Source organism: Parasedimentitalea huanghaiensis (genome assembly GCF_009753675.1).
Classification (GTDB): Bacteria; Pseudomonadota; Alphaproteobacteria; order Rhodobacterales; family Rhodobacteraceae; genus Parasedimentitalea; species Parasedimentitalea huanghaiensis.
This window is the reverse complement of record NZ_WQLV01000009.1, coordinates 79979-106577: the sequence shown is the minus strand read 5'-3', so window position 1 is coordinate 106577 and position 26599 is coordinate 79979. Positions and strand designations below refer to the sequence as shown.

Genomic DNA, 26599 nt, shown 5'->3' with positions numbered 1-26599 from the left:
AAAGGATGCGCATATGACCGAGCCAACCCCACACCCGCTTACCCCGCAGGATTGTCTTGTTGCGATCATGGTGGCGGTGTCGGCTTCGGACGAAAATATTCGCACCTCTGAACTGATCGAGATCCAGTCAGCGGTGAATATGCTGCCAATTTTTGCCGATTATGACATCGACCGGATCAAACGGATGTCGCAGACCGTGTTCGACCTTTTTGAACAAGAGGACGGGTTGGATGCGCTATTTGGCCTGATCCGAGATAACCTGCCCGAACGGCTACACGAGACCGCCTATGCGCTGGCTTGTGATGTCGCAGCGTCGGATGGGAAACTGGCCGAGACCGAATTGGAGTTTTTGGCTGAGATCCGATACGAGCTGAACATTGACCGGCTACATGCCGCCGCGATTGAGCGCGGCGCGCGGGCACGACATGTGACCTGATCCAATTTGTACTTGCTAAAGAGTGTCTGGTGGCCCTGGTCGCTAGGGGGTCTATGCCTATGTGTTTGAATTCAATGTTGGAAAAAGAAAAACTGCGGTTCACCCGAGGTGATTTTGAAAAGAGCCTGTCGCAGGATCAAACATCGTTTCAGTCGATCGACATTACAGGTGTGGATCTGTCTGGGCTGGATTTCACCGAATGCTCTTTCGAAGAATGCCGTTTTTCAGAGAGCAGGCTCACAAATTTGTCCTGTGAAGGCGCTACGTTTAAATCCTGTCGCGCCCTGAAATGTGACTTCAGCTACGGTGATTTTTCCGAAGCCAGGTTCGACAATTGCAACTTGTCGCTTTCTGTTTGGCGGGGTGCTTATTTGTCGGCAGCGAGTTTTACGGACTGCAAACTGACAGGCGCCAATTTTGGCGAGGCACGGACGTTGGGCGTCCAGTTTTCTAAATCCACTTTGTCCAATGCGTTTCTTAGGAAGATGAATTTCCGAAAGTATGAACTGGAAGAGGTTGATTTTTCTGGTGCTGATTTGGCGGACTGTGATTTTCGCGATGCGGTGCTGTACCGATGCCGGTTGGACGATGCGCATATGTCAACAACACGTTTTGCCGGCGCTGATCTGAGAGAGGCTGATCTGGGGGACCTTAGTTTTTCCAGCGCAGCAAATTTCAAAGGCGCAATTATTTCTAAAGACCAGGCCACCGAGCTGCTAAGGGGGCTTGGTCTGAAAGTTTTCTAGAGGGGGAAGAGTTTTTCGCCCTCGCCATATGTATTTTGCAAAGGACCACTGATGTCTGTTCCGGATATTGTCACCCAACGTCTTCAGTTGCGTCAACGCGGTTTGGTTGATTTCGACGACTGCCTGAGGATGGACCGTGACCCTGACGTCACCGAGTTCGTCAAGGGACCATGGAACAACCCAGAACAACACAGCGCATTTCTGACCGAACGCATGCAGACCAACTATCCGGACGGATTGGGGTACTGGACGGTTCGTCTATTGGGGTACTGGACGGTTCGTCTAAAAGACGCAGATCAGGGATTTCTGGGTTGGATAATGCTACTTCCTGATGATCCGGACAGGGAGTGTGCAGAGATTGGATGGCGCTTCAATCGCAAGACTTGGGGAAAAGGCTATGGGACGGAAGCGGCCAAAGCCGTGTTGGAGTATGCGCAAACCTTTCTAAAGTTGCCGCGAATTTTTGCTGAGATTGACCAACGCAACATCGGGTCAATTCGTGTTGCAGAGAAACTTGGAATGTTGGCCGTCGGTCGTTCCACCGACGCCGGACAGGGCGATCTTGTCTTTGTGGTAGAGGACAAGAAATGAAAGGTTCCGCAAAGCTAACCTTGAGCATGAAGTGCGACGGCGTGTCTTTGTGACGGTATTTACCTGTGTCCCTCGGATGGTGGGCAAAAAAGGGGGAGGCGGGCATTTCTGCCGCCTCCTTTCTTATCATTCGCAACCACATCGGTTGATTTACGGTTGCAGAATTTGGGTGCGGGTAAAGTTTCTGGTTTTCTTAGACCCGTTAGCAAAGGTCATTGTCACGCTGACAGTCTCGATGGAGTTCTGAGAAAAGGTCCAATATGGTGGGTTGGCCTTTGTTTTACCGCCTGTGCAGGGTGAGAACAACTGTGTCTGTGTTTCGCCACCGTTGACTGAGAACTGCATCTGTTTGATCCCGCAGTCGTAGGGGGCCACAGCTGACAGATCAAGCATATCATGAGGCCAGCTTTTTGAGAGTGTCGCCCAAAGTGTGCTGGCGTTCTTCAACGTGGCCTGATCCTGGGCAACACGAGAGGAAGACACAGATGGTGCCGGGGCTGCTGCCGCTGGCGCAGTTGATCGGCCAGTTGACGGAGGTGCGGCACCGCCATTTAGGCTTGCATAGTTTGCTTCCCAGACAGATCGGGACGGAAAGGTGAGATGTCCCATTTGAGCAGGGTCATTCCGTTTGGCTTCTTCGAACATGGCCCGGCCTAAAGCATAGTCATCGGTGACGTCGACGCCGGGATACTTTGCCGGTACTCTTCCTGAACACGACGCTCGGCGGCGTCATCTACGGCTGAATAAAATGGATCAGCTGCACCTGTAGCCAGTACCGCTGCGGTGCAGGCAGATTGCGACAAAACAATTGCCATCAGAGCCATTTTTAGCCAGCCCGCACCTGAACGTGATTTTCTGCGCGCACAGCACTGTCAAAATTGCAGTATTTCATTAATCAGATTTCCCGATGTAAAAGTTTACTAAGGTGTAAACAGTATACATCTTCTGGAATTCAAACCGTTTTGCTGTGCTGATCCGAAGAAACAATCTTTGATTGTAAGTGTTTTTGGTCTGTGGGCTTGGTTTAACTTGTGGGTTGAGTATTAGATCACAACGCCTTGGGCGATCCCTTGGCAGTGGGGGCCCGAACCGGTCACTTTAGCTGCCGTAGACCGACCCCCAGCGCTCGATCAGCTTTTGTTGCATCTTCTTGGCTTTTCGGTTCCAACCGCGTGCGCCTTCTGGCCGTTCACGATCGGCGCGTTTGATCCGCGAGCGTGCGCCCTGATCGGCAGCAAAGATGGCAAAAGCCAATTCGGTTCCGTCCGCAGCGGTCATAAAACCACCCAGACCAGAGACAAAATTCAACGTTCCGGTTTTGGCGTTCACCTTGATCGGGTGGTTCTTGTTCACCTTGCCATTAGCATCCCGCATCAGGAAGGGTTTGAGCAATGGTTTTAATTGACCACTCTTTCGGGCTGCAATCAGGGCACCAACCAGATCATTTGGAGTCATCCGAGATTTTTCACCCAGGCCTGAGTGATCCACCAGCCGGGTGCTGGTCATGCCATATTTGCCAGCGGCCCAGCGGTTCATGGCGTCTGCGGATGCTTTCAGCGAGTTTGGGCTTCGCCCGCTTGCCGCTGAGGCGGACATGCCGATCATTTCAGCCATCAGGTTGTTGGAATATTTCAACATGCCACGCAGCAAAACCGAGAGCGCGGCGCTACTGTGATGTGCCAGGACCTCTCCCTTTGGCAGTGATTTCAGCTTGCGGGGTTTGCCCAGTACAATGCCATTGGCGCGGGCCATGGTCCGAAACACATCGCCGGTGTATTCGGCTGGGCGCCGCACAGGCAGCCAGCGTGATCCACCTTTGCCCAAGGCTGCATTGGCCACAGTCCACTGATCTGCGCCACCTTTGTCAGAGTAAGTGTAGACTGGTGTTGTGCGTGTCACTACTTTCATACGCGCCGTAGATACCTCGGGGCGGTATTTTTCGGTGCGGGCGTCCATGGTTACGGCCCACTTTTGGCCCGCGCGCTTCCATTCAAAATGCACCCGGTTATAGTTTAGCGACAGACCTGAAATTGCCGGGCTATAGCCAACGTGGTCGGGTTGGTCGGGGTCGATGGAGCGCACGTAGGGCAGGGCACCGTCCCACAGTTTAAATCCGCCTTTGACTTCACGCACCCCGGCGCTCTTGAGCGCCTTGGCCATCTGCGCCAAATGATCGGTGCTGAGGGTCGGGTCGCCGCCACCTACAAGGATCAGATCCCCCTGGATTACACCGGCACGCAGACCACCAGTCGCGATAATTTTGGTTTGAAACCGATGGTCTGCGCCCAAAACATCCAATGCATACAAAGAGGTCAGTGCCTTGGCGACGCTGGCTGGGGGCAGGCCGGCGGCCCCATTTTCAGCCTCAAGCCGCAGACCTGTTTCAACATCGGCCACAGCGCAGGCGACTTTGCCCGGTAGGGCCGCGCGTCGTAAGACGCCTTTTAGACCGTCAGCGGTACTGATCCGGACCGCCTCACGCCGGGCATGAGGTCGCAATGAAGTGGTCGGGGCGTTGGCCCAGGCCCCACGAGCCCCGATCAGGGCCAAGCTGGATAGCAGAAAATGTCGACGAGAAACCATATTGCTCATAGTCTAATAAATTCGTTTCAAAACGGCAAACAATCACCATTAGGGGTTTTTAGTAAGTGGGCTGCCTGTTAAGGGAGCCTCATGTTACAGGCAGTCATTCTCATGTTCGTCGCGATGTCAATGATCCCTGCCGGGGATCTGTGTGGCAAGCTGTTGACCAGCAGCGGCATAGCAACACCTGCCTTTGTTGCCTCGTCGCGTTTCGTCGTCGGCAGCCTATTGCTTTTGCCGTTTGTTCCCCGGCGGGCCTATTTGCTGCTGAAGAACTGGCGTATGTGGCTGCGTGCCCTGTTTCTGGTTGGTGGTATTTTTTCAGTTCAGATGGCGCTTAAAACCGAGCCGATGGCCGATGTGTTTGCGGCCTTTTTTATCGGCCCAATTATCAGTTACGTTCTGTCGGCATTGTTCTTGCGTGAACCTACCACCTGGTTGCGATCTTTGCTTATGGCGGTCGGGTTTGCCGGTGTAATTCTTGTTGTCAGGCCTGGTTTTGGCGGATCGGTCAACCTTTTATGGGCGGTGCTCGCAGGTAGTTTTTATGGCGCATTTCTGACCACTGGCCGTTGGCTTGCACATCTTGGATCACCGCTGGAACTGAGCCTGATCCAACTGTTGTTAGCTGCTGTGGCAATGCTGCCTTTGGGTTTGGCAAACCTGCCGGAACTGACGCCGAGTACAACAGCCCTTACCGTCGGTAGTGCTGCGTTTTCAATGTTGGGGAATTTGATCCTCCTGTTTGCCTACAACAAGGTGGCAGCAACCAAACTGGCACCGATGGTCTATTTCCAGCTGATCGCGGCGGTGGGGCTGGGCTGGGCTGTCTTTGGACAACTGCCTGATATGCTGACATGGTTGGGGTTGCTGGTGGTTGTCAGCGCTGGTCTGGGGTCAGCACTGCTGCGTCGCTGACCAGTTGCCGTTTGCGCGAATAGCCGAAGAACTGGCATCGACCATTGGCACATTGATGAAACACCAGGCTGGTGACTGCGCATGGGCCAGCAAATGACTGCTATTCCCTTTTAGCCTTGCATGGGTATAGATCTGCGCCGCAGGAGACAAACGTGCCGAGATCCGATCTCGGGGCCGGGCCAACACGCCGATCGGGACCGTCTCCATAATATCGCGCCAGTCTTTCCAGCGATGGAACTGCGCCAGATTATCTGCACCCATCAACCAAACAAAGCGTACACCGGGATAGCGGCGCCGCAAATGCCGTAGTGTTTGTGCCGTATAGCGGGTCCCCAGCTGTGCCTCGGCGTCGCTGATAAGGATGCGCGGATGCTGCATGATCTGGCGCGCCGCTTGCATCCGTTTCTCTAACGGGGCGGGTTGATGGCGTTTCAGCGGATTGCCCGGGGACACTAGCCACCAGACCCGGTCGAGCCCAAAGTGTTTCAACGCCGCCCGGCTGATCTGTACATGACCCATATGGGCCGGATCAAAAGATCCGCCCAACAACCCAACGGTCATACCGGGGCGTAAAAAGGGAAAGCCATGTTCCATCCGGGGCTTGATGCACATATTTGGCAGGGAAGCCAAGTGTAACCGAGGGCGCGGACTGTTCTTAGGTAAGTGCTAGGTCGACGGTTTGATGGTCAGCCAGAGCACTTTAGATAGGTTTTTAACAGATTGTCCCAGGCGCGCTGATCATTGAAATCATCCACCAGACCGTCACCTTCAAATCCGGTAATGGCCTTCATGCCATGCTGAATCATATAAGATGGGGAATGCCTGGGCAGGCCTTGTTGTTTGACCTGCTGGCAGAGTTTGGTGTGATGAGGCGATCCAGTGCCACCAAAACGCTGAAAGGCTTCTTGCATTTGCCTTTGGTACCGACGTCCACCTGCATCCTGTGTCTGAAGAGCCAAAACCTGCATCGCTTGATGTGCTGTCTTGTCCGCAACGCGCAGCTTATCAAACTCACCACGCAGCTGAGCGACAATCATCAGTTCTACCGCTTTGTCATAGCTGCGGTCACGGTGGCATTCAGATATGCCACCAAACAGATCAGCAGGCGAGAAGTCTGCAGCCACTTGTTCGACGGAGATGCATCCAACGTCATGCTCCGACTTCAAATTGCCGGGGGTCTCAATATTTGTGACCTGCGCTATTGTCCCGCTGGCAACACAACACAGAACCAGCAAAAATCTCTTCATCTTGATATCCTTCAGAATAGGTTCCTAATTGCCCTTTACCCGCAGCTTGTCTAGACCAATTGCTAAATAGAAATTCCCCATCACGGAGCTGTCTCATGGCCGCCTATCAATACGTCTACCACATGCAGGGTGTCTCCAAGACATATCCCGGTGGAAAGAAATGTTTTGAAAACATTCACCTGTCCTTCCTCCCCGGTGTGAAAATCGGTGTTGTCGGGGTCAACGGTGCGGGTAAATCGACCCTGATGAAGATCATGGCCGGTCTGGACAAGGACTTCACCGGCGAGGCCTGGGCGGCTGAAGGTGCCCGCGTTGGCTATCTGCCGCAGGAGCCAAAGCTGGACGAGAGCCTGTCGGTGCGTGAAAACGTCATGCTGGGTGTGGCCTCGAAAAAGGCGATCCTGGACCGTTATAACGAGTTGGCGATGAACTACTCGGACGAAACCGCTGACGAGATGGCCGAGCTGCAGGACAAGATCGACGCCGAGAATCTATGGGATCTGGACAGCCAGATTGATGTGTCGATGGAGGCCCTGCGCTGCCCACCGGATGATGCTGAAATCGCCAATCTGTCGGGTGGTGAAAAACGCCGCGTGGCGCTGTGCAAACTGCTGCTTGAAGCGCCCGAAATGCTGCTGCTCGATGAGCCGACCAACCACCTGGACGCCGAAACCATCGCTTGGCTGCAGCAGCACCTGATCGACTACAAGGGCACCATCCTCTGCGTCACCCACGACCGCTATTTCCTGGATGACATCACCAGCTGGATCCTGGAATTGGACCGCGGCAAGGGCATACCTTACGAAGGCAACTATTCAGCATGGTTGGAGCAGAAAGCCAAGCGTCTGGAGCAGGAAGCCCGCGAGGACAAATCCAAGCAACAGACGCTGCAACGCGAGCTGGACTGGATGCGTCAGGGCGCCAAGGCCCGTCAGGCCAAATCCAAGGCCCGGATCAACGCGTACAACGATCTTGCTGCCCAATCCGAGCGCGAAAAACTGACCCGCGCCCAGATCGTCATCCCCAACGGCCCACGCTTGGGCAACAAGGTGATCGAGGTCGAAGGTCTGGCCAAGCACTATGGCGACAAGCAGCTGGTTGAAGGTCTGTCATTTGATCTGCCCCCCGGTGGCATCGTCGGCGTGATCGGCCCCAACGGCGCCGGTAAATCCACCCTGTTCCGCATGCTGACCGGTCAGGAACAGCCGGATGAGGGCACCGTGTCCTATGGTGACACCGTGAAACTGTCCTATGTGGATCAGTCGCGCGATGACCTGAAAGACAACGAAACCGTCTGGGAAGCCATCTCCGGTGGGGCCGAGATCATCGAATTGGGCGATGCGCAGGTCAATTCGCGCGCCTATTGCTCTTCGTTCAACTTCAAGGGCGGAGACCAGCAGAAACCACTGAACCTGCTATCCGGTGGGGAACGCAACCGTGTCCACATGGCGCGTCTGTTGAAAGAAGGCGGCAACGTGTTGCTGCTCGATGAACCGACTAACGATCTGGACGTGGAAACCCTGCGTGCGCTCGAAGACGCGCTGGTCGATTTCGCCGGCTGCGCCGTGGTGATCTCGCACGATCGCTTCTTCCTTGACCGGATCTGTACCCACATGCTGGCGTTCGAGGGCGACGCCCATGTCGAGTGGTTCGAGGGTAACTTCGAGGACTATGAGGAAGACAAGAAACGCCGCCTGGGCGCTGATGCGCTAGAGCCCAAGCGGTTGAAGCATAAGAAGTTTGTGCGGTAGGAAAAAAGAGGAAGGCGGGCATTTTCCCGCCTTCACCACAAATGTATTGCGAGAATGATATGAGCGAAGACGAATTTGAAGTCGAAACCCACAATGAAGACGCCGAAAGTTTCATTGAGTACGATTTGCAGATTTACCCCTCTGATTACACTCTCAGAGGCATCAACGACATGTGGAAAGACGGTGAAATTGAAATTCCGGAGTTTCAACGTAACTTTGTTTGGACCATCAAACAGTCATCTCTTCTGATAGAGTCCTTTTTACTCGGTTTACCTGTTCCTCAGCTTTTCTTCTACATTGATGACGAACACAAAAATCTTGTTATTGATGGACAACAGCGCATTACAACAGTCATTGATTTCCTCGAAGGTTACTTTGGGCCTGAAAACAACAAAGGTCGCCGCCAAGTTTTCCGATTGGCAGGATTAGACGACAAAAGCCCATATAACAAAAAGCGCTTTACTGACCTAGAAGAAAAGGATCAGAGAAAATTAAAAAATACAGTTCTGAGAGTAGTCAACATACGACAAGTCGCTCCGGCAAATGATACCACGAGTATGTATCACATATTCGAAAGGCTGAATACCGGGGGAACCCCACTAAAACCGCAAGAAATAAGAAATTGCGTCTTCTCGGGGCCTATCGTCAAAGAGCTGAGAGCGCTAAACCTTGACGAAAATTGGCGAACAATCCTTGGCCGTCCTGCACCAGAAAAGCACCAGAGAGATATTGAAATGCTTTTACGTGTTTTCGCATTTACCTTCCACGCCAGGGAATACGAGAAACCAATGAAAGAATTTCTCAACATTGCCATGAAGAAAAGCAAGGCAGGAACAACTCAAGACTGGGAAAAGTTCAAACAAGTATTCCCAGTTGTTTGTGAAGAACTTGTCAAACAGACGGGAGATCGCCCTTTCAATGTGAGAGGACCGATTAATCTTGCGGCTATGGACTCAATCCTACCTACGTTAATAAATTCCAGACCCCACAACGGAAAAAATCTAAAGGACAAACTGTCGAAACTATTTAGCGATGAAGAATACAGGGAAAACATCTTTTTCAACACGAGTGACAACGCCGCCGTTGAAAAACGGATAAAAATCGCAAAAACGTACTTGGCCTAAAAATGAGTTTCGAAAGTAGGTTCACTTTAGCAGACGACTTCTTAACGCATGTCGATGGACTAATGGATGACATTGATGATCCCTTTATTCGGTATAGATATTTAGGGTTTATCGCGGTGGCTGCGGTCACCGCATATGAGTTGGCAATTAAAGATGTCATGCAGCGTTTTGCTGATGAAAAACACAAGGCTCTTGGCGAACTCACCAGAGCCAAATTTTCAAGGTTGAACGGACGGATCTCACTTAATGACTTGAAAAGAGGACAAATTGTGTGCTTTGGGCGAAAATACCTGGTCAAATTTGACAAAAAGCTGCTGGAAGCTGAGACGATTGCACGCACAGCTCGAGAACCTAGCATTGCAAGCAGTTACGGGAACTTGGTGAGTTGGCGGCACAAGTTCGTACATGAAGGTGAACCACCAACCAACGCTACTTATCCGGAATTGCGAAGCGCATACACGCAAGGAAAAGAAGTCATTCGCTGTATGGACATGGCTCTCCGCAGATAGCTCCATACAGTGGACAAGCTAGATTATCGATTTGCACAATCGAACTATTTTAATTGTCCAACGTAATCTTTCGAGCAACACTAGGCCCGTGCCTGACCTTGGGGAGGTGCAAAGCGCCTGCCCGGGGGGAAGGTCAGGCGCGGGCCGTGCGGCTTTGCCTTACGTCCCAAGGGGGAATTCCTGCAGGCGTTACGTTTGGGGGGCTGTTGGTGCGCGGGGCTCCGCCCGTTCATGCCTCAAACAGCGTCCCACGCTGTTTGCCGCTGCGCGGACCGGTTCGAACTCCACGAGGGGAAGGTCAGGCGGGGGCTGGGCCACTGGGTGGCACACCCCAAAGAAAGCTCAACTGTTCTGTATTCGACCGGGTGTTGCCCACCCAGCGTGCGCTGTGCTTGGGGTGAATTAATCCTGACACCTTAAACCCTCACTCCCAAAGCTATTGGCGCTGTTGGAAAGGGTTTTACATGAACAAGGCAATCACCGAGGGCGTTGCATTGATGCCACCTGCATTTGTGGATGGTCTGGATCAGTGGTCCAGCGGCGATGGCACGCCAGGGTCGGATACCTATGACGGCGCGGTCAACGCGGCCTTTGTGCCGTCGGATGCGGATTTTGGGGGCTGTCTGGAGCTGCAAAAAACCGCCTCGACCCAGAACCTGCGGCATATGGGGCAAACGCCGTTGCTGCCGGGGTGCTATTTGCAGGTCAAGGCGCGGATCAAAGCGATCAGTGGTGCCTTACCCAGCGTGCGTATTGCTGCCTGGGCTGGTGGGTCAGGCGGTAGCCACATTGGCGGTGTGGTTGAAACCGGGCCCAGCACCACCCTGACCAGCTATGGCGCGGTGGTTGAGGTGAGCGCAATCATCGGCACCGGCGCGCGCGGTGGGGTGGATATGGCTTGGGGGCGCAATGCAACCTACGGCCATATGGGGCTGGATCTGACCGGGCCAACCGGTGGCGTGGTGCGGATTGAAGATATCGAGATCACCGATATCACCAGCGCCTATCTGCGCGATATGCTTAGCTTGGTGGATGTCACTGACTTTGGCGCGGTGGGCGATGGGGTGACCAATGATGCACCAGCGTTTGAGGCCGCAGATGACGCCGCGGATGGGCGGCGAATTCTGGTGCCGGCTGGTGAGTTCTATCTGGATGACACCGTGTCCCTAAACCACCGAGTGGTGTTTGAAGGTACGGTCACCATGCCCACCGACAAGATGCTGCTACTGACCAAGGATTTTGACCTGCCCACCTATGCTGCCGCCTTTGGCGAGGAGGAGATGGGGTTCAAAAAGGCCTTTCAGGCGCTGATCAACAATTCAGACCATGAATCGCTGGATCTGGGCGGCCGCAAGGTCAGCTTGAGTGGTCCGGTGGATATGCAGGCGGCGGTGCCGAACAAGACCAGCTATTCAACGCGGCGGATAATCCGCAATGGACAGATTGAGGCACAGTCAGGGGTGGCCTGGGATACCGAAACCGTGACGGCGCAGGCCACCTATGATCCCAATGACTCGCGGACCCTGACATCCGTTGCCAATATCGCCAATATCCCGGTTGGCGCCCTGGTCGAGGGCAGCGGGGTGGGGCGCGAGGTCTATGTGAAGTCGAAGAACACTGGCGCGGGTGAGCTGACGTTGAATTCGCCGCTTTATGATGCGGCCGGGACGCAGGTGTTTACCTTCAAAGATTTCAAATACATGCTGGATTTCAGTGGCTTCAGTTCGCTGAGCAAATTTGGCATGACGGAGGTTGAGATCCAGTGCAACAGCCATTGCAGTGCCATACGGCTGGCCCCGGCTGGGTCGGTATTCAGCTTGGATCACTGTTTTATCTCACGGCCCAAAGATCGCGGCATTTCGTCGATTGGGTCGGGCTGTCAGGGCATTTTGATCGACAACTGTCAGTTCCTGTCTGCAGAAGAACCCGACAATGTGCCAGACCGCGTCAGTGTTGCGCTGAACGTCAACGCCAATGACGCCAAACTGCGCAACAACAGGGCCACCAAATTCCGCCATTTTGCTATCTTGGCAGGTGAGAACAACACGGTGACCGGCAACCACTTCTTCCAAGGCGACACGGTGACAGACGGGGTTCGCACCGCTGGGTTGGTGATTTCCAGCACCTATTGTTCAACAACGGTGTCGGACAATTATGTCGATAACTGCTTTATCGAATGGACCAATGAGCTGGACTCGACACCAGATTTCACTGCCGGGTTTTCATTCAGTTCGCTGTCGATCACCGACAACGTCTTTCTGTCAGGGGATGTTGCACCGTGGTTCAGCTATATTGTGATCAAGCCTTACGGCAGTGACCACTTCCTGAATGGGATGTCCGTGAGTGGCAACAAATTCCGTTCGATCAATGGGTCAATAGACCGTGCCGAGCGGGTGGATACCAGTTTTTCCGGCCTGGACTTTAGTCGCACCAAAAACGTGTTTTTTGAGGGCAATACCTTTCACAATGTTAGTGCCGCTGTTTCGAACCCGTTGCGGGTGCGGCATGACCAATCATCCGCGACTAAAACCTGGACGATTGATCCTGATGATGGGTTGCCCTTTGGTGGTCGATCACGCGGAGTGGATAGCGTGATTGCGTTGGGGGCCATCAGGACCAGCGGTGGCTCGTCTCGCTATGCGATGCCCTATGTCGATCTGGAGCAGGGTAGCAACCAAGATCAGATAGATCTCGTTTGGGAAGAATCCGTGCATGGAGAAGTACAGGTGACCATGCGTATGGACAAATGATCAGGACTGGCCAAGGTCTTGGGCCGTGAGGTGAAAGGCCTTGCCAAAGCCGCCATTCAGATGGCCTTCGGTGACGTTCAGCTGGGCAAATGCAAAATCGCTGAAGTCGATGTAGAGTTTGGATTTGGGGTGGTCGCGCAGGTAATGTGCGGCCAGTTCGCTGTATCCGTCCTCACCATGACGCACAAATGAGGCGCGGCAGATCAGGCTCAATCGAGGATGAGTCAGGGGATCGCCCTTGTCGCCGGGTTCCCCCACCAACAGTGAACAAGCTGGGTTCGCCTGTAAGGCGCGGGTGTGCATTGACAGGGATGACACCAAACTAACAGGACGGCCCTGTGGGCACAGGCCAAAGGCAATACGGGTTACCAAAGGTGCGCCATTGTCTGTAACAACACCCAATGCTGCAAATCGGGCATTGACCATCAGGGATTGAGCCAATGCGCGGGCTTCGTTGTCTGTAGGTCGAATTGGGTTTGTCATGTTTTGGCGGTTCCAGTTGTGCGACGTGATGTTATCCGTCGGCTAACGACAGACAAGTTAAAACACGCGCAACGACTTCATTTCTATTGTGCGGATTGCTGAAAACTCTTCTGCTTTTGCAATGTCTTCGGTTAGGCTGAACCCATTCAACGGAGGAGCCAATGCCAACAATCGCCAAAGCCGCTGATATCCAGACGGTCATCACCACGTTTGAGATGACCCCCGGGACATGCCAGGATCTGCTGGATGCGCTGACCGAAGCTTACGCTGAATTCATTTCACTACAGCCGGGGTTTATTTCGGCGGGCCTGCACGTCAATGACGCCCAAACCCGGATTGCCAACTATTCCCAATGGCGCCGCCGTGAGGATTTTCTGGCAATGCTGAGAACCCAGGAAATGCGGGACCGAAATCGAAAAATACACGAATTATGCCGCAGTTTTGAGCCTGTGATGTATGATGTTGCCGAGACCTTTGGCTGACACCAGCGTTATGTCAGATGCTTGAACAGGACCTGCATCAACAACTGCGAGCGGATGATCAGCTTGTTGGAGCCGACAACCGAGGCAATACGTTCGTAGTGAATTCTGATTGGGCCATTGGCACGTAGCAGAATGGTTGTGGCCTCAGCCCGCGCACGCTCAAAAGCCGCGGAGGCGGACTTTACCGCGTCAGATTGGACGGGTTTGTAGGTGCGCCCATTGCTGCGCAGCGGTGGGGTTGCCTTGTCGGGGTATTGTTTCAGCACCGCCTTCAGGGTTTTTTCAACATGGCGGAAGGCTTTGCGTGCTTCGCTGTAATCGGGAAATTTGCTGACGGAGGAGCCGGCGCGACGGAACATTTGCCGGTAACAATCAAACTGATAGACATTCGGGATGCCACGACATTCATCGCCGCCCTCCTGCAACACCAACACGACTTTGCTGGTTACAGTGTCAGACATCGCCAGCTGTATGGTTCCCGTTTCGTTTGGCGAAGGGTTGGATGCAGCGACGCCAATTGTCGGGAGCGATAGGATCAATAGAATTTTTAGAGAGTGGGCAAACATGAGAGTACGCCTTTAACCAATTAAAACAGTTGTTTTGGCCTGCCGTTATCAAACAGGCCTACTTCGTCCGACAAACTACCCAATAATGTTCCGCACTATGCGTTTGAAGAACCGGATGGGCGTTCGCTAACTGAAGTCGAAGCGCTAAATAGTGGTGTGCCCAATGCTGAATTCTGTCTTGGGTCGGCTATGTGAGACTGGGCCGAGTATATTTACACCAAGGTATTGGGCAACAACAAATGCGTAAATTCCTGACGAGTTGTATTTTGACGCTGGCTGACCTGTATCAAGGTCAGTTGCCCGTCTGTGGAATAGCCTGAAACCGCAAGAGAGGAGACTAGTGATGTATCATAAAATTCTGGTGCCAATTTCCTTTGATCCCGACCGCGATATAAATGGGCCGCTCAAACTGGCCAAGCTGTTGTGTGCTGAGGGTGGAGCTGTAACGCTACTGCATGTAGTAGAGCATATTCCGGCCTATGCCATTTCATATATGCCCCTTGATTACCTTGCCCAGGCCCGGGCCGCGCTACAAACGGAGCTCGACATCTTGGCGGCCAGTCTGCCGCATGCAATTGGGGTTGTCATCGAGGGTCACTCTGGGCGTTCAATCCTGGACTGGGCTGAGACCAACAGCCCGGATTTGATCATTATCGCGTCACACCGTCCGGGAATGCAGGATCTATTACTTGGTTCGACGGCTTCCCAAGTGGTGCGTCATGCGGCCTGTGCTGTGCATGTGGTGCGGTAAATAGAAATGGAGTGTCTGCGCTCTGGTTGAGTAGTTCGCCCGGACGTGCTTGGGTGTGTGAAAATGGAAGGGATAGATGATGCGGATTTTTCATGCGCTGGCGGTTGTCGGTGTTGCGGTAACCTGTGCTGGGGCCACGTTGGCGGAAACGGTCGGGATCACCAAGACGATCATTGAGGTCACAGTGCAGACCTCAGACGGCCCGGTTGGAATTTCCCGTGTTCAGGACACTGAAAATCGGGTTGACGAGAATTGGGCCCGGACCTCGCGAGCCTGTCCACCGTTTTGCGTGCAGCCCATGGTGCCTGCCGAAGGCGTGACAGCGATTGGCGAACTTGAACTTATGGATATGTTAGTCGATCCAGAGGCCATGGTGGTCGACAGCAGGGTTGTTGCTAACTTTGCTGGAGGGTCGATCCCTGGCGCGGTCAATATTCCGTTTGCCGAGGCCTCTGATCGGCTGGACGAACTTGGCTGTGAGATCGATTTTGACGGGTTTGACTGTCAGGCTGCCAAGCCCGTGGCACTGTTTTGCAATGGACCATGGTGTGGCCAGTCGCCAACTGCAGCGCGCAATATGATTGCCGCTGGATATCCCGCAGATAAGATTTTTTATTATCGCGGTGGGATGCAGAACTGGCGGATGTTGGGGCTGACGGTCACCGATTAATCGGAACCCCGTTTATAGAAGAAAAGGCAGAGACGGCTCCCAATGGGCTGTCTCTGCCTTTTTCCCGTCAATGCTCAGATGAGTAAGTCACAGGGCATTAAGGTCGTTATACTGGCCTAAGCTGCATCAGGTGCCAAGCGAACCGTAACAATCCACCCGGCAACAGGGCAGAGCGAAGCAATACCTTGTTTGAATTCACTGCGTCAGCGATGCGGGCAAAATGCGTCTGCTTGTTGTCCGGAGCCCGCAATAACACTGTTTGAGCCTGATCCATTGCACGTTCGGTGCGGGCTTTGGCTTCGGGAATGGCCGCTTCGTGAATGGCTCTGTAAGTATTTAAACCTCGCCGGACCGGCTTTTTGCTAGGATCCACATTGTTGCGCACAACAAGACGAAGGGTGTCTTCAACGCCAGATATAGCCTTATGTGCTTCTGAGTAGACGAGGCTGCCACGCAGAACGTCCGAGGCCTTTTTGTATGTTTTCCAGTAGCAGTCATAGCGGTAGATCCGTGGAAGGCGTTTGCACTTGCCAAATCCCCGAGTCAAAATATCCACAACCCGACCGGTGGTTGAGGCATTGAGGGTATTCGTGTTGAGGTTATCGCCCCGGCCGCCACCTTCGTTTCCTCCACCACCTTCGCTGGCGAAAACAGGATGGGCGGTGACAAGGGCTGCAATCAGCAGAAAACGAAAAACCATTGTAAACATAAGCGATACCTCTGTTGATTGAGCATAGCCTGATTGCAGCAGGCGGCAAGCCTGCTGACGGGATCGCAAGCGACAGATTGTGTCTTTAGTGCATGGTGCAGAATGAGCCGTGTTTTGCCCCCTGCATCAACTGGTCAAAATGCTTGCCCTGCATTTCTACCAGTGTTTTGTGATCACCGGCTTCGAACCAGACTTTGTCCAACCCGGACAGGCTGTTGTCGACAATAGTCGGTACGTCATATGCCTCACCCACCGGTGGGGCGGCACCAAGATTGCAATCATCGAACAGGGCCTCGATTTCGCGTTCTGCGGCCAGGCCCAGGCGCCGGTCCAACATCGCCTGTAACTGGGTCAGATCAACCTGGTGGTTTGACGGGACCACCGCGAGCATTGGGCCTTCTTCCATATGGATCAGTACCGATTTGGCCAGATGATCGCCGGGTACATGCGCGGCCTCGGCGCAGCCACTGGCGGTGGCGGCATAGGGGTGCGAGATCATGTCAAAGGGAAGTCCCTGCGCATCAAGGTGGTGTTTCAGGCGTGCGGCAATAGTCATGGTGTCCTCCGGTTTGCGAAGGCGCAAGGCCGCAGAGCCATCCAACCAGCGCGGCCATTGCGCCGGTGATTGAGGGTAGGGGGCTAGTGTGCCCCGATTGTGCGAGTCGGGCAAGGGGCAGGACTGGTCCGTGTTTTCGCGTCAACTGGAGGTATAGCGCCGGCTGGTTGGCCGCTAGGTTGCGAACAATAGATGGAGGATAAACATAATGGCAATTGAGGCCACAGCTATACAGATGATTGATGACCCACGAGTGCGGGTGACACGGTTTGATTTCGAACCGGGGGCAGAGACAGGCTGGTATACCCACGCGATGGACTATGTGATCACCGCCGTTACTGACTGCCACATGCGGCTGGACATGCCGGGTGGAGAGATGCGCGAAGTCGTCGTGCCCGCCGGCACCGCCTATCGGCGCGAGGAAGGCGTGGAGCACAATGTGATCAACATCGGTGACGAGGTGATGAGTTTTGTTGAGGTGGAGTTGAAGTAGGCCTTATTTTCCGGCGGGCAGATAGGCGAAACGATAGGCAAGGGCGACCCCGCCCGCACCGCCGATGATATTGCCCAGTGTGACCCAGAACAGGTTGGTGATAACGGCTCCAATTCCCACCTGCGCTCCGGCGATGATGCCTTGGGGCAGCAGGTACATATTGGCGACTGAGTGCTCGAACCCCAGCAGCACAAAGGCGCTGATCGGCCAGAGGATGGCGAGGATTTTGCCCGCTGCGGTGCGCGCCGCAAAAGTCAGCCAGACGGCGAGGCAGACCAGTGCGTTGCACAGGATCCCACGTGTTAAGGCCTCTAGTGGTGACAGGGCGGCTTTGCTCTCGGCGATGCTTGATGCCATGGCACCAATGGGGCCGTCCAGCAGCCCGGTGCCGAGCATGGCGATGGCCAGCGCCACGGCGCCGATCAGGTTGCCGAGGTAGACAATCCCCCAGTTGCGCAGCAGGGCGGGCAGGGTGATTTTGCGGTCAACAGCGGCCATGGTCATCAGCGCGTTGCCGGTGAACAGCTCGGCCCCGCCGACGATCACCAGGATCAGCCCCAGCGCGAACACCACCCCACCCAAAAACCGCGCTGGGCCGGTGGGATCCACCCCGGTCATCACCGCCGTATAAGCCGCGCCGCCAAGTGCGATGAAGGCCCCGGCCAATATAGCAAGGGTCAGGGTCTGGGCCGCCGATAGATGTGCCTTGGCCACCCCGGCGTCTTCGACCCGCCGGGCAATCTCGGCAGGCCTATAGGCATCCAGTCCGGTTGGGTTTGGTTGAGGCATAGGGAGAGGGTAGGGCAGGGACAGGTGATGGGTCTTTGATTGGGATCAAGGGGGGGATCGGGTGAGCCCGTTGGGAAGGGGTCGCAAACCTATGCCCGTGCAAAGCACGGGCTGCGCCCGACCTAGGGAGGGCGCATTCGCACCCACCCTAGGTCGGGCGCGTCAGTTTGAGAGATTCAACGTTACCAAGCAGCTTTCTTCAAGGATTCCAAGAGAGCTTGGGATTTGCCTGCAATGGCATGGCTCCTTCTGGCAAGGCTTTGATTGAGTTGCCGTACAGAGCGGTCATCTAATCTAAGCAAGTCCGTTTGAAGGTTGTCGGTTTTGTCATAGTGGGCAAAACCGACAGCTATTTTTGGGGAAATGGTGGTCCATAGCTCGACACCTGGTGTGCCCAGCTCTTGAAGAGGGTAATCTTCGAACCGAACTACTGGATTACTTGCCACAATAAACTGTTTGGAGACCCTTTGGGGGGTCGCAACAAAAATGCGCATAGCGGCGAGACGATTTAAAATATTTTCCGATTGCTTTCCGAAATTTGACACCCTGCTATTTGCAGCTGCGCGGTCTCTAAATTCGTCTTGTTCTAACAATTTCTTTTCCTGCTCCGTCAGTGGGCGGTGCCTTTTTTCGAATTCACTCTCCAAATCTCGGCTGAAAACTTCAGATTTGACTTCTTCGACAAGCGGAGCGGTTAAGTCAGGGGTCCGCTTCATATGATTGTAAAAAAATTGGATGAAGCGGTAGCGGCTTTGCTTTGAAGAAAATAGTATTTTATTGTCGCCCTTGGCAGCTTGTTCAAATGCCACCTGCCATTCTGGAATAAAATTGTCGAGTTCACGAGCAAAGAACTTTTCAACTTGATCGTCTTTCCGCCCGTCGACGAGCTCAAAGCTATTGTAATGCCAGCGGAAAAATATCCTGTTGATGTTTCTCCGTCCCGGTAGCCCGTTATCAGCGCGTCTAGTGTACAGGGTACTTTCCCCGGAGATGCAAAAATTCTTCAGAATTGAGACTGGAATAAAATGGTGTCGTTTTGAAACCTGCTGAGTCAATGCACTCTACTTGCCTCCGCTAATTCACATCCCAATGCCCGAGCCTCGCACGGGCCGCGCCTGCCTCGGCTCCGCCTGTTCAAACCTGAAATGATCCCCCAGATCATTTCCAAGACGGTTTTCACTCCCCCCGGGAAGGCGCTTTGCGCCCACCCAAGGTCAGGCGCGGCCCTTTATTGCGTTAGTTAACGTCCCCGCCGCTTCACATTCCCGCCGCGTTGTCCTGACCTACCAGCCGTTGATCGCCCACGTGATTTCACCGCCGCCTCAGACGCCTTCTCAACCGCATACTGTCGCGCCAGTGGGTCATTGGAAATCGTCAGGTCCACCGCCTCCAGTCGTTTGACCTCGTCGCGCAGGCGGGCGGCTTCTTCGAATTCCAGGTTCTCGGCCGCCTTGCGCATGTCACTGCGCAGCCCGTCCAGAACCGCCTCCAGATTGCCGCCGTGCATCGGTTTGTCGATGGTGGCGGTGACGCGGGACATGTCGGTGTCGGCGGGGTAGAGGCCGGCCAGAACATCCTCGACGTTTTTCTTTACCGTGGCCGGGGTGATGCCGTGCTCGACGTTATAGGCCTCTTGCTTGGCGCGGCGGCGGTTGGTCTCGGCCAATGCGCGCTCCATCGAACCGGTGACCTTGTCGGCGTACATGATGACGCGGCCATCGGCGTTACGGGCGGCGCGGCCGATGGTCTGCACCAGTGAGGTTTCAGAGCGCAGGAAGCCTTCTTTATCCGCGTCCAGAATGGCGACGAGTCCACATTCGGGGATATCCAGACCTTCGCGCAGCAGGTTGATACCGATCAGCACGTCAAAGGCACCCAGACGCAGATCACGCAGGATCTCGATCCGTTCCAGCGTGTCGATGTCAGAGTGCATATAGCGGACCTTGATGCCCTGTTCATGCATGTATTCGGTCAGATCCTCGGCCATGCGTTTGGTTAGGGTGGTGACCAGCGTGCGCATGCCGTTTTCGTTGACCCTGCGCACCTCGTCCAGCAGGTCATCTACCTGCATTCCGACAGGGCGGATTTCGACTGGCGGGTCCAGAAGGCCAGTGGGACGGATCACCTGTTCAGTGAACACACCGCCGGTGCGTTCCATCTCCCATTTGGAGGGCGTTGCTGACACAAATACCGACTGGGGCCGCATGGCGTCCCATTCCTCGAACTTCAATGGGCGGTTGTCCATACAAGAAGGCAGCCGGAAGCCGTGTTCCGCCAGTACGGATTTGCGCCGAAAGTCACCTTTGTACATGCCGCCGATCTGCGGCACAGAGACGTGGCTTTCATCAGCAAAGACAATGGCATTGTCGGGGATGAATTCGAACAGGGTGGGGGGCGGCTCGCCGGGGGCGCGGCCGGTCAGATAGCGCGAGTAGTTTTCGATGCCGTTGCAGTGGCCAGTGGCCTCCAGCATCTCAAGATCAAATTTGCAGCGTTGTTCCAGCCGCTGTGCCTCGAGCAGTTTGCCTTCGTTGTTGAGTTGGTCCAACCGCTGACGCAGCTCTTCCTTGATCTTGACGATGGCCTGCGTGAGGGTTGGTTTGGGGGTCACATAGTGAGAGTTGGCGTAGACGCGAATCTGTTCAAAGCTGCCGGTGCGTTCCCCGGTCAGCGGGTCAAATTCGGTGATGGTTTCCAGTTCTTCGCCAAAAAAGGACAACCGCCAGGCGCGATCATCCAGGTGGGCCGGGAAGATTTCCAGAGAATCGCCGCGCACACGGAAAGAACCACGCTGAAATGCCTGATCGTTGCGTTTGTATTGCTGGGCCACCAGATCCCCCATGATCTGGCGCTGGTCATAGCTTTCGCCGGCCTTCAGATCCTGGGTCATGGCGCCGTAGGTTTCGATGCTACCGATACCGTAGATGCAGGACACCGAAGCGATGATGATCACATCATCACGTTCCAACAGCGCGCGGGTGGCCGAGTGGCGCATCCGGTCGATCTGTTCGTTGATCTGGCTTTCCTTCTCGATGAAGGTATCGGACCGGGCGACATAGGCTTCGGGCTGGTAGTAGTCGTAGAAGGACACGAAGTATTCGACGGCGTTGTCCGGGAAGAAGCCTTTGAATTCGCCGTATAATTGTGCCGCCAGGGTTTTGTTTGGGGCGAGGATGATGGCCGGGCGCTGGGTTTCTTCGATCACCTTTGCCATGGTGAAGGTTTTACCTGTACCGGTGGCCCCCAGCAGCACCTGATCGCGTTCGCCGTCCAACACGCCTTGCGACAGTTCTTTGATTGCGGTGGGCTGATCGCCAGCCGGATCAAACTCGGTATTCAGGGCAAAGGCCTTGCCGCCCTCCAGTTTGGGCCGGTCGCGCACATCCGTTTCCCCCATACCGGGGTTGGTTTTGTCGGAATGGGCATAGGGCATACTGGCTCTCCTGTCTGGCGGCTGATTTTTGATCTGTTTTTGTTCTTGTTCAAGCGGATTCGTACAGGTGATGAAAAACTGCGGCAAATCATGGGTGAAGTGAGACAAAAGGCACCTTGCCGCGCAGCCCTGTTTTGCGCATATAGGGGGCAGTGATTTATCAGGAGATTGCGATGCAAGCGCGGATTTTCAAGCCTGCCAGAAATGCAATGACATCGGGCATGGCAAAAACACGCAAGTGGGTGCTGGAGTATGCACCATCCAACACGCGTGAAGTGGATCCGTTGATGGGCTGGACATCGTCCAGTGACACCCAGACACAGGTACGCCTTCGCTTTGATAGCAAGGAAGCTGCAGTTGATTATGCTGAGGCACACGGCATCGACGCACAGGTTGTTGAGCCCAAAACGCGCAAAGCCAATGTGCGACCCGGCGGATATGGTGCAAATTTTGCCACCGACCGACGTGGTGTCTGGACCCACTAAATGCCCGAATTTACGATTGCCTTGGCCCCGACCGGTGATCCGGATGCTGCGCGGCTGATCCAGCGGCATTTGGCGCTTATGACGTCTCAATCGCCAGCTGAAAGCTGCCACGCACAGGGGCAATCCGATCTGGAGGCCCCTGGTGCGCGGCTTTTTCTGTTGCGGCAGGACGGCGTTGCGATTGCCATGGGGGCGCTGAAATCTTTGGATAACGGCGCATTGGAGTTGAAATCCATGCACACCGTATCAGAGGCGCGCGGTAGTGGTGCTGGACGGGCGATGTTGACGCATCTGGTGACCCTAGCCCGAAATGAAGCTGCGACAGGTGTCTTCCTGGAAACCGGCTCGGCTGAAGAGTTCAGACCATCGCGCCAACTTTATGCGACGCTTGGTTTTGTCGAGTGCCCACCGTTTTCGAACTATGAAGAAGACCCTTTGTCGACATTTATGTACCTGGATTTGTCCAGCGCGTCTTGACCCCCCCTGACCCCATGCCATAACAGGCATCAAGCGGTCCCTTAGCTCAACTGGATAGAGCAGCTGACTTCTAATCAGCAGGTTGAGGGTTCGAGTCCTTCAGGGATCGCCAGTTGCCTTTTAAGGCATTGAAAAACAACAATGTTTACGCTTGGAATTGGATTGTTTTACAGGGTTCTGGTCTTGTTCTGTTCCTAAAAATGCTGTCCGTCGCTGCGCTTTGCGAGTGTACTGTTCGATCTCATCAAGGGTGGCGTGGCCGACCCAAGCTTGCATTTGTAGAACTGAGGCTCCGTTTTCTGACAATTCATTCATGCGATACTTGCGCAATCCGTGTGCTGAAAAGCGCATTAAGTCAGCGTCGGAGCAGGCCTTTGAGAACCATTGCGAAAACGATCTGTGAGATCGTGGCTTGCCGTGAGCTGTGGTAAGGAACACCATATGTTTAGTTTGGTAGCTGAGAAGAGCTTCGCGCTCCTATTCAAGCCCCAGAGCGGGGCAAGTCCAAGGGATGTGGGCGATCACTTTAGTTTTTTGCTGCCTGAAGGTCAGGAGGCCGTTGCGGTCAATCATGCCGGGGCCTAATGACACGGCATCGACGCATCGCGCTCCCCTCCACTGCAAGAGTTCGAGGGCATGGCGTTGAGGGGTGTCAATTGGCCAGTAGTTGCGAAACAGGGCGACTTCGCTGCGCGTCCATTCCTTGTGCCCCTCTGTTTTGGGCATTTTCTTACCGACAGCCGCGCGGGAAACATCGTCTGGGATCATTCCTTGGCCTGTCCAAAAGCCGCATAGCTTCTTCCAGGCTTTCAATCGGGACCTCGCCACGGCGGGTGTCAGTGGGTCGAGGTCCGCATTTATGTGATAGGCGCGAAGTCCGGTCACTGGTGCCTTGCCCCGTGTGTCTCTGATAGCTTCGACATGGCGGCGGATAACAGGGCGGTAGGAATCTGTCAGATCGCGATATGAACCCGATTTTAGATAGGTCTTGCACCCAGCAGCGATCGTGCCAAGTTTGGCGCGTGATTTGGTTTCCGGCTTCTTTTGTTCTTCAATCGACCAGGCAGCAATGAATTTAGGGTGATCCTCGGGTATATCGTTGGGAAGTTCGGCGGTGGTATTTGTACAGTGTCCCTCTGGCAAAAACTCGATGAACCCTTGGCAGTTTCATTTAGTCATACCAAAGGCATCATCGCAGGCGGTGATTGCCTTTTCCTCATTGTTGCGGTTCTCTGGCTGAACCTCATAGGGCAGGTCATCCGCATGTGCGTCAAGGTCTGATCGGTCATACAAGCGCTTCGCCCCTTGTTCCTTTCGGGGGATGCCCAGCTTGCGCAGCATGCTCTCAGATACGCCAAGATAGGCTGCTGCAGCGGGGCTGGGCAGTAGGCGGGGGGGGGGGAACCCATATGACATTTGATAGGCCCTCCTGGTTTCCGTCGTTAGCCCAATATGATGGGCCAAGGAGAGAGATCAGGGATCCTGTCGCCACCCGGCCAAGGGATTTCAGCGGCGGGGTATCAGTCAGATTGACCGATTAGGTGTTAGTTCTTTCCACCAGCCCGGCGCATCCGACGGATGCAGCAGCCGGATTTGACCACCTTCATGGACGCGATATGCGGTCGCCTTGTTTGCACTTAATACTCTGGAGCAGAGGTCAAAACGTATGATTTCGCGCGGAAGAAAATATCGTGGCGGGCTGAGGCGTGAACGTCCGGGAGGACTGGACCACGGCTTACCCCGCGTCCAGATCGACCGTTTGTACTCGGTTGGAAGTGTGAATTCGCTGTGCTGGGGCCCAACGGCAGCTATGTGCAGATCGCGACATTTGCAAAGTCTGACTGCAACTCGAGTTGATGTACAAGAACGGTCCACAACCGCCGTTGACTGGTCCGCCGTTTCTGCGCTGCCGCTTCCCCAGACCGGACGTTCGACATCTTGCGCAGCATTTTTATGGTTTGAGGTCGGCTCTACGGACGAAGCGGGCTTTCACCACAGCTGCACAAACGGCTGCTTTAGGTTCAACATTTAGTCAGCCGATCCAAACAGAAACCACCAATGGCATCGCTGAATTGTCGCAAAGCGACAGGCACACCAACGCAAGGAGAGTCAGAATTTTAGCAGTACTTTGATGAGATTTAGAGAAGGCTCAAAGAGCCTTGGAAACCCCAAAATAGAATGGACGCGGTTATACTGACCGGACATGGCGGTCTCGAAAAGTTGAAAGGCCGAAGAACTCCTAACCAACGGATAAAACGTCACAAAATGTATGGAGTGCTTTCTTTGCGGTCCTTCATGAGTCGGGCAAAATGGGAAAACAAGGCCGCGGACAAGGGCTTTTCAGTTGCCCTGTATTCCGGGTGCCATTGAACCCCGATAATAAATTTGCTCGAGCTGTGTTCAAAGGCCTCGATAATCCCATCATCGGATAGGGCTACGGGCGTAAGGTCTTTGGCCAATTCGTCAACAGCTTGTACATGTACGGAATTCACAAATGCGCGCGTCTTGCCGATGGCGGCACCCAGCTGGGTTTCAGAGTTCACACTAACCGGGTGTGCTTCCTGATAAACAAGGTCCGGGTCCGTGACTTTGGGCAAATGTGGATGGTCCGGGTAGTCAGCGCTTCCAGCAAACCCTGTCTGGATTGTGCCCCCAAGGGAGACATTGATCTCTTGCATGCCGCGGCAGATGCCAAGCAGGGGCAGTTTCCTTTTGCGGGCCGCATTGACCAGATAGAACGCCGAGGCATCCCGTTGCGGATCAAAAGGGCCGTGGCTCTGACTGTTGCCGGTTGCACCATAGGCACCGGGTGCGATGTTTGATTGATCCCCGGTCAGAATGATTCCATCAACCAGGTCAAGGAAGGCTTCCAGCTGTGCCGAGCTGGAGAGGGTCGGAACGATGATCGGTAAAGCGCCGCAACCTTCGAGCGCCGCCGTCAGGTATTTGTCGTCCAGGGTTTGCCGTGTCAGGCCAATGTCCGAGTCAAACCCCGAGTTGGCCATCACGGCCACTCTCAACGGACGGTCACTATACGCAGTCATCTTGACAATATTTCTTTCTGTTCTTGCGGTTATCGGATCAAGGATTTGGAGAAATGCAGCTCAATCCGCTTTTGGACGAGTTCCAGGATAATCGACATCAACCAGTAGACAATCGAGGCCGTGATCAGCATTTCGAGGATTTTGAAATCAGACCGGCCAACGGTGCGGGCCAGGAACATCAGGTCCCAGACCCCAACGACACTTACAAGGGAGCTGTCCTTTAGCATGGCGATGAACTGGTTGCCTGTTGGAGGGATGATCACGCGCATGGCCTGCGGCAGGATCACCTTGCGGAAGGTCACCATGCGGTGCAAACCCAGCGCGTCGGCGGCCTCCCACTGTCCTGCGGGCAGCGATTGAATTCCGGATCGGAAGATCTCGGTCATGTAAGCGCCATAGACCAGCGAAAGTGCGGCAATGGCTGCGGGCACCGGATCCACGACTATGCCAATCTGGGGCAGCCCCAGGTAAATCAGGAACAGCTGCACCAGCAGCGGCGTGCCGCGGAAGTATGAGGTGTAGAACGATCCGATGCCTTCAAGAATGCCAATGCCAGAAAGTTTTGCGGTTGCCCCGGCGAGGGCAAAGACAAAAGCGAGGGCGATCGAAATCGTAGAGACATAGAGCGTTGTGACCGCCCCCTGCGACAAGAGAAAGGGCAGTTTCTTGCCGATGAAGCCGAAGCTCAGATCAAAGGAATAGAATAACCCGAGCGCAATTGCGGCCAATACAGCCCAGGTCAGATAGGCTTGCAAACGGCGTTGAAGGCCGAGGAGGGCGTAGACCACGCCCCCCGCGATGAGAAAGGCCACCAATGCCGCCGAAAACCGCCCCCAGTTTCCGGCCAGAGTCTCAGGGCGCATGGCGGGCAAGAGCATCTCGCCCAAAGCCCCTTGATTGGCCGACAGCAGGAAGGCTGCCGCAAAGACCGACAGCGCCAGACCGGATGCCAGCTTCAGACGCTCCGGCCCATGCTGGAAGCTGCTTTTGAACAATGTGACCATTG

At 54.6% G+C, this 26599-nt stretch carries 31 protein-coding genes and 1 tRNA gene; 15 read left to right on the top strand and 17 right to left on the bottom strand.

From position 1 onward, the window contains the following. Nucleotides 1-13 precede the first annotated feature (13 nt). The 3 genes from GO984_RS15225 to GO984_RS15215 are packed head-to-tail and all read left to right on the top strand — an operon-like array spanning nt 14 to nt 1773. Nucleotides 14-436 carry a tellurite resistance TerB family protein gene (locus tag GO984_RS15225; protein ID WP_157023472.1) on the top strand — a complete coding sequence of 141 codons (423 nt, stop codon included), beginning with the start codon at nt 14-16 and terminating at the stop codon, nt 434-436. Nucleotides 437-495: 59 nt separating this feature from the next. Then, nucleotides 496-1182, top strand: coding sequence for a pentapeptide repeat-containing protein (locus GO984_RS15220; protein ID WP_167740364.1), 687 nt, complete (start codon nt 496-498; stop codon nt 1180-1182). Between the two features lie 51 nt (nt 1183-1233). Continuing rightward, nucleotides 1234-1773 carry a GNAT family N-acetyltransferase gene (locus GO984_RS15215; protein ID WP_157023470.1) on the top strand — a complete coding sequence of 180 codons (540 nt, stop codon included), beginning with the start codon at nt 1234-1236 and terminating at the stop codon, nt 1771-1773. 150 nt (nt 1774-1923) lie between these two features. Here the strand turns inward: GO984_RS15215 and GO984_RS15210 are convergent, their stop codons facing one another. The 3 genes from GO984_RS15210 to dacB all read right to left on the bottom strand — a co-directional run bounded on the left by GO984_RS15210 (nt 1924) and on the right by dacB (nt 4356). Further along, nucleotides 1924-2382, bottom strand: coding sequence for a hypothetical protein (locus GO984_RS15210; RefSeq protein ID WP_167740363.1), 459 nt, complete (start codon nt 2380-2382; stop codon nt 1924-1926). 44 nt (nt 2383-2426) lie between these two features. After that, nucleotides 2427-2588 (bottom strand): hypothetical protein, encoded by a 162-nt coding sequence (locus tag GO984_RS15205; protein ID WP_157023468.1) that lies wholly within the window; start codon nt 2586-2588, stop codon nt 2427-2429. Between the two features lie 283 nt (nt 2589-2871). Then, nucleotides 2872-4356 carry a D-alanyl-D-alanine carboxypeptidase/D-alanyl-D-alanine endopeptidase gene (gene dacB, locus GO984_RS15200; protein WP_157023551.1) on the bottom strand — a complete coding sequence of 495 codons (1485 nt, stop codon included), beginning with the start codon at nt 4354-4356 and terminating at the stop codon, nt 2872-2874. Nucleotides 4357-4446: 90 nt separating this feature from the next. Here dacB and GO984_RS15195 point away from each other — a divergent pair, with 90 nt between their 5' ends. Beyond that, nucleotides 4447-5274, top strand: a complete 828-nt coding sequence (locus tag GO984_RS15195; RefSeq protein ID WP_157023467.1) for a DMT family transporter — start codon at nt 4447-4449, stop codon at nt 5272-5274. Here the strand turns inward: GO984_RS15195 and GO984_RS15190 are convergent. Continuing rightward, nucleotides 5254-5886: a nicotinate-nucleotide adenylyltransferase gene (locus GO984_RS15190; protein ID WP_425339656.1), complete on the bottom strand. Its 633-nt coding sequence runs from the start codon at nt 5884-5886 to the stop codon at nt 5254-5256. The two genes, GO984_RS15195 and GO984_RS15190, sit on opposite strands and share 21 nt — an antisense overlap. 74 nt (nt 5887-5960) lie before the next feature. Continuing rightward, complete coding sequence (locus GO984_RS23660; RefSeq protein WP_245231137.1) at nt 5961-6521, bottom strand: hypothetical protein; 561 nt, start codon at nt 6519-6521, stop codon at nt 5961-5963. 95 nt (nt 6522-6616) lie between these two features. On the opposite strand from GO984_RS23660, the gene ettA reads away from it, so the two are divergent. The 4 genes from ettA to GO984_RS15165 all read left to right on the top strand — a co-directional run bounded on the left by ettA (nt 6617) and on the right by GO984_RS15165 (nt 12655). After that, nucleotides 6617-8272, top strand: a complete 1656-nt coding sequence (ettA, locus tag GO984_RS15180) for an energy-dependent translational throttle protein EttA (RefSeq protein ID WP_157023466.1) — start codon at nt 6617-6619, stop codon at nt 8270-8272. 59 nt (nt 8273-8331) lie between these two features. Then, the gene (locus GO984_RS15175; protein WP_209279428.1) at nt 8332-9396 is read left to right on the top strand and encodes a DUF262 domain-containing protein; all 1065 of its coding nucleotides are present in this window, start codon (nt 8332-8334) and stop codon (nt 9394-9396) included. 2 nt (nt 9397-9398) lie between these two features. Then, a complete protein-coding gene (locus GO984_RS15170) occupies nt 9399-9905 on the top strand; it encodes a HEPN domain-containing protein (RefSeq protein WP_342448097.1) in 507 nt (168 codons plus the stop codon). A 464-nt stretch (nt 9906-10369) separates the two neighbouring features. Further along, the gene (locus GO984_RS15165) at nt 10370-12655 is read left to right on the top strand and encodes a glycosyl hydrolase family 28-related protein (protein ID WP_157023463.1); all 2286 of its coding nucleotides are present in this window, start codon (nt 10370-10372) and stop codon (nt 12653-12655) included. Here GO984_RS15165 and GO984_RS15160 read toward each other — a convergent pair whose 3' ends face one another. Then, a complete protein-coding gene (locus GO984_RS15160; RefSeq protein ID WP_157023462.1) occupies nt 12656-13138 on the bottom strand; it encodes a HugZ family pyridoxamine 5'-phosphate oxidase in 483 nt (160 codons plus the stop codon). 161 nt (nt 13139-13299) lie between these two features. Between GO984_RS15160 and GO984_RS15155 the strand changes: the two genes are divergently transcribed. Further along, a complete protein-coding gene (locus GO984_RS15155; protein WP_157023461.1) occupies nt 13300-13620 on the top strand; it encodes an antibiotic biosynthesis monooxygenase family protein in 321 nt (106 codons plus the stop codon). Nucleotides 13621-13628: 8 nt separating this feature from the next. Here the strand turns inward: GO984_RS15155 and GO984_RS15150 are convergent, their stop codons facing one another. After that, on the bottom strand, nt 13629-14186 hold the full coding sequence (locus GO984_RS15150) for a hypothetical protein (protein ID WP_157023460.1): 558 nt from the start codon (nt 14184-14186) through the stop codon (nt 13629-13631). 343 nt (nt 14187-14529) lie between these two features. Between GO984_RS15150 and GO984_RS15145 the strand changes: the two genes are divergently transcribed. Beyond that, nucleotides 14530-14937 (top strand): universal stress protein, encoded by a 408-nt coding sequence (locus GO984_RS15145; protein ID WP_157023459.1) that lies wholly within the window; start codon nt 14530-14532, stop codon nt 14935-14937. A 76-nt stretch (nt 14938-15013) separates the two neighbouring features. Next, nucleotides 15014-15607 carry a rhodanese-like domain-containing protein gene (locus GO984_RS15140; RefSeq protein ID WP_157023458.1) on the top strand — a complete coding sequence of 198 codons (594 nt, stop codon included), beginning with the start codon at nt 15014-15016 and terminating at the stop codon, nt 15605-15607. 106 nt (nt 15608-15713) lie between these two features. Here the strand turns inward: GO984_RS15140 and GO984_RS15135 are convergent, their stop codons facing one another. Together GO984_RS15135 and GO984_RS15130 are read right to left on the bottom strand one after the other, a co-directional pair. Continuing rightward, on the bottom strand, nt 15714-16307 hold the full coding sequence (locus tag GO984_RS15135; RefSeq protein WP_245231136.1) for a hypothetical protein: 594 nt from the start codon (nt 16305-16307) through the stop codon (nt 15714-15716). Between the two features lie 94 nt (nt 16308-16401). Continuing rightward, complete coding sequence (locus GO984_RS15130) at nt 16402-16872, bottom strand: aminoacyl-tRNA deacylase (RefSeq protein ID WP_157023456.1); 471 nt, start codon at nt 16870-16872, stop codon at nt 16402-16404. Nucleotides 16873-17080: 208 nt separating this feature from the next. On the opposite strand from GO984_RS15130, the gene GO984_RS15125 reads away from it, so the two are divergent. Beyond that, on the top strand, nt 17081-17365 hold the full coding sequence (locus tag GO984_RS15125) for a cupin domain-containing protein (protein ID WP_167740362.1): 285 nt from the start codon (nt 17081-17083) through the stop codon (nt 17363-17365). 3 nt (nt 17366-17368) lie between these two features. Here GO984_RS15125 and GO984_RS15120 read toward each other — a convergent pair whose 3' ends face one another. The 3 genes from GO984_RS15120 to uvrB form a co-directional block, all read right to left on the bottom strand. Next, nucleotides 17369-18154, bottom strand: a complete 786-nt coding sequence (locus GO984_RS15120) for a formate/nitrite transporter family protein (RefSeq protein WP_157023455.1) — start codon at nt 18152-18154, stop codon at nt 17369-17371. Nucleotides 18155-18336: 182 nt separating this feature from the next. Next, complete coding sequence (locus tag GO984_RS15115; RefSeq protein ID WP_157023454.1) at nt 18337-19209, bottom strand: DUF4238 domain-containing protein; 873 nt, start codon at nt 19207-19209, stop codon at nt 18337-18339. A 185-nt stretch (nt 19210-19394) separates the two neighbouring features. Beyond that, entirely contained in the window at nt 19395-21587 is a 2193-nt protein-coding gene (gene uvrB, locus GO984_RS15110) for an excinuclease ABC subunit UvrB (protein ID WP_157023453.1), read from the bottom strand. Between the two features lie 173 nt (nt 21588-21760). Between uvrB and GO984_RS15105 the strand changes: the two genes are divergently transcribed. The 3 genes from GO984_RS15105 (at nt 21761) to GO984_RS15095 (ending at nt 22661) form a co-directional block, all read left to right on the top strand. Beyond that, on the top strand, nt 21761-22072 hold the full coding sequence (locus GO984_RS15105) for an ETC complex I subunit (protein ID WP_138164288.1): 312 nt from the start codon (nt 21761-21763) through the stop codon (nt 22070-22072). Further along, on the top strand, nt 22073-22549 hold the full coding sequence (locus GO984_RS15100) for a GNAT family N-acetyltransferase (RefSeq protein WP_157023452.1): 477 nt from the start codon (nt 22073-22075) through the stop codon (nt 22547-22549). Between the two features lie 35 nt (nt 22550-22584). After that, nucleotides 22585-22661 (top strand) — tRNA-Arg (locus GO984_RS15095). 8 nt (nt 22662-22669) lie between these two features. Here the strand turns inward: GO984_RS15095 and GO984_RS23655 are convergent. The 5 genes from GO984_RS23655 to GO984_RS15075 form a co-directional block, all read right to left on the bottom strand. Continuing rightward, nucleotides 22670-22990: a tyrosine-type recombinase/integrase gene (locus GO984_RS23655; protein WP_245231135.1), complete on the bottom strand. Its 321-nt coding sequence runs from the start codon at nt 22988-22990 to the stop codon at nt 22670-22672. Between the two features lie 36 nt (nt 22991-23026). Next, a complete protein-coding gene (locus GO984_RS15090; protein WP_245231134.1) occupies nt 23027-23692 on the bottom strand; it encodes a hypothetical protein in 666 nt (221 codons plus the stop codon). Between the two features lie 24 nt (nt 23693-23716). Then, nucleotides 23717-23965, bottom strand: a complete 249-nt coding sequence (locus GO984_RS15085) for a helix-turn-helix domain-containing protein (RefSeq protein WP_157023451.1) — start codon at nt 23963-23965, stop codon at nt 23717-23719. An 842-nt stretch (nt 23966-24807) separates the two neighbouring features. Continuing rightward, on the bottom strand, nt 24808-25593 hold the full coding sequence (locus GO984_RS15080; RefSeq protein WP_157023450.1) for a gamma-glutamyl-gamma-aminobutyrate hydrolase family protein: 786 nt from the start codon (nt 25591-25593) through the stop codon (nt 24808-24810). 29 nt (nt 25594-25622) lie between these two features. Then, the gene (locus GO984_RS15075) at nt 25623-26597 is read right to left on the bottom strand and encodes an amino acid ABC transporter permease (RefSeq protein WP_157023449.1); all 975 of its coding nucleotides are present in this window, start codon (nt 26595-26597) and stop codon (nt 25623-25625) included. Between the last annotated feature and the right edge of the window lie 2 nt (nt 26598-26599).

Bases quoted from the DNA above. Each gene is read 5' to 3' on its own strand.
- GO984_RS15205 (WP_157023468.1), bottom strand. From the start codon at position 2,588: ATGGCAATTGTTTTGTCGCAATCTGCCTGCACCGCAGCGGTACTGGCT.
- GO984_RS15170 (WP_342448097.1), top strand. From the start codon at position 9,399: ATGAGTTTCGAAAGTAGGTTCACTTTAGCAGACGACTTCTTAACGCAT.
- GO984_RS15190 (WP_425339656.1), bottom strand. From the start codon at position 5,886: ATGTGCATCAAGCCCCGGATGGAACATGGCTTTCCCTTTTTACGCCCC.
- GO984_RS15130 (WP_157023456.1), bottom strand. From the start codon at position 16,872: ATGACTATTGCCGCACGCCTGAAACACCACCTTGATGCGCAGGGACTT.
- GO984_RS15105 (WP_138164288.1), top strand. From the start codon at position 21,761: ATGCAAGCGCGGATTTTCAAGCCTGCCAGAAATGCAATGACATCGGGC.
- GO984_RS15135 (WP_245231136.1), bottom strand. From the start codon at position 16,307: ATGGTTTTTCGTTTTCTGCTGATTGCAGCCCTTGTCACCGCCCATCCT.
- GO984_RS15075 (WP_157023449.1), bottom strand. From the start codon at position 26,597: ATGGTCACATTGTTCAAAAGCAGCTTCCAGCATGGGCCGGAGCGTCTG.
- GO984_RS15220 (WP_167740364.1), top strand. From the start codon at position 496: ATGTGTTTGAATTCAATGTTGGAAAAAGAAAAACTGCGGTTCACCCGA.
- GO984_RS15165 (WP_157023463.1), top strand. From the start codon at position 10,370: ATGAACAAGGCAATCACCGAGGGCGTTGCATTGATGCCACCTGCATTT.
- ettA (WP_157023466.1), top strand. From the start codon at position 6,617: ATGGCCGCCTATCAATACGTCTACCACATGCAGGGTGTCTCCAAGACA.
- GO984_RS15225 (WP_157023472.1), top strand. From the start codon at position 14: ATGACCGAGCCAACCCCACACCCGCTTACCCCGCAGGATTGTCTTGTT.
- GO984_RS15100 (WP_157023452.1), top strand. From the start codon at position 22,073: ATGCCCGAATTTACGATTGCCTTGGCCCCGACCGGTGATCCGGATGCT.
- GO984_RS15120 (WP_157023455.1), bottom strand. From the start codon at position 18,154: ATGCCTCAACCAAACCCAACCGGACTGGATGCCTATAGGCCTGCCGAG.
- GO984_RS15085 (WP_157023451.1), bottom strand. From the start codon at position 23,965: ATGTCATATGGGTTCCCCCCCCCCCGCCTACTGCCCAGCCCCGCTGCA.
- GO984_RS15210 (WP_167740363.1), bottom strand. From the start codon at position 2,382: ATGGGACATCTCACCTTTCCGTCCCGATCTGTCTGGGAAGCAAACTAT.
- uvrB (WP_157023453.1), bottom strand. From the start codon at position 21,587: ATGCCCTATGCCCATTCCGACAAAACCAACCCCGGTATGGGGGAAACG.
- GO984_RS15145 (WP_157023459.1), top strand. From the start codon at position 14,530: ATGTATCATAAAATTCTGGTGCCAATTTCCTTTGATCCCGACCGCGAT.
- GO984_RS15140 (WP_157023458.1), top strand. From the start codon at position 15,014: ATGATGCGGATTTTTCATGCGCTGGCGGTTGTCGGTGTTGCGGTAACC.
- GO984_RS15080 (WP_157023450.1), bottom strand. From the start codon at position 25,593: ATGACTGCGTATAGTGACCGTCCGTTGAGAGTGGCCGTGATGGCCAAC.
- GO984_RS23660 (WP_245231137.1), bottom strand. From the start codon at position 6,521: ATGAAGAGATTTTTGCTGGTTCTGTGTTGTGTTGCCAGCGGGACAATA.
- GO984_RS15150 (WP_157023460.1), bottom strand. From the start codon at position 14,186: ATGTTTGCCCACTCTCTAAAAATTCTATTGATCCTATCGCTCCCGACA.
- GO984_RS15215 (WP_157023470.1), top strand. From the start codon at position 1,234: ATGTCTGTTCCGGATATTGTCACCCAACGTCTTCAGTTGCGTCAACGC.
- GO984_RS15155 (WP_157023461.1), top strand. From the start codon at position 13,300: ATGCCAACAATCGCCAAAGCCGCTGATATCCAGACGGTCATCACCACG.
- GO984_RS15195 (WP_157023467.1), top strand. From the start codon at position 4,447: ATGTTACAGGCAGTCATTCTCATGTTCGTCGCGATGTCAATGATCCCT.
- GO984_RS15175 (WP_209279428.1), top strand. From the start codon at position 8,332: ATGAGCGAAGACGAATTTGAAGTCGAAACCCACAATGAAGACGCCGAA.
- GO984_RS15160 (WP_157023462.1), bottom strand. From the start codon at position 13,138: ATGACAAACCCAATTCGACCTACAGACAACGAAGCCCGCGCATTGGCT.
- GO984_RS23655 (WP_245231135.1), bottom strand. From the start codon at position 22,990: ATGGTGTTCCTTACCACAGCTCACGGCAAGCCACGATCTCACAGATCG.
- GO984_RS15125 (WP_167740362.1), top strand. From the start codon at position 17,081: ATGGCAATTGAGGCCACAGCTATACAGATGATTGATGACCCACGAGTG.
- dacB (WP_157023551.1), bottom strand. From the start codon at position 4,356: ATGGTTTCTCGTCGACATTTTCTGCTATCCAGCTTGGCCCTGATCGGG.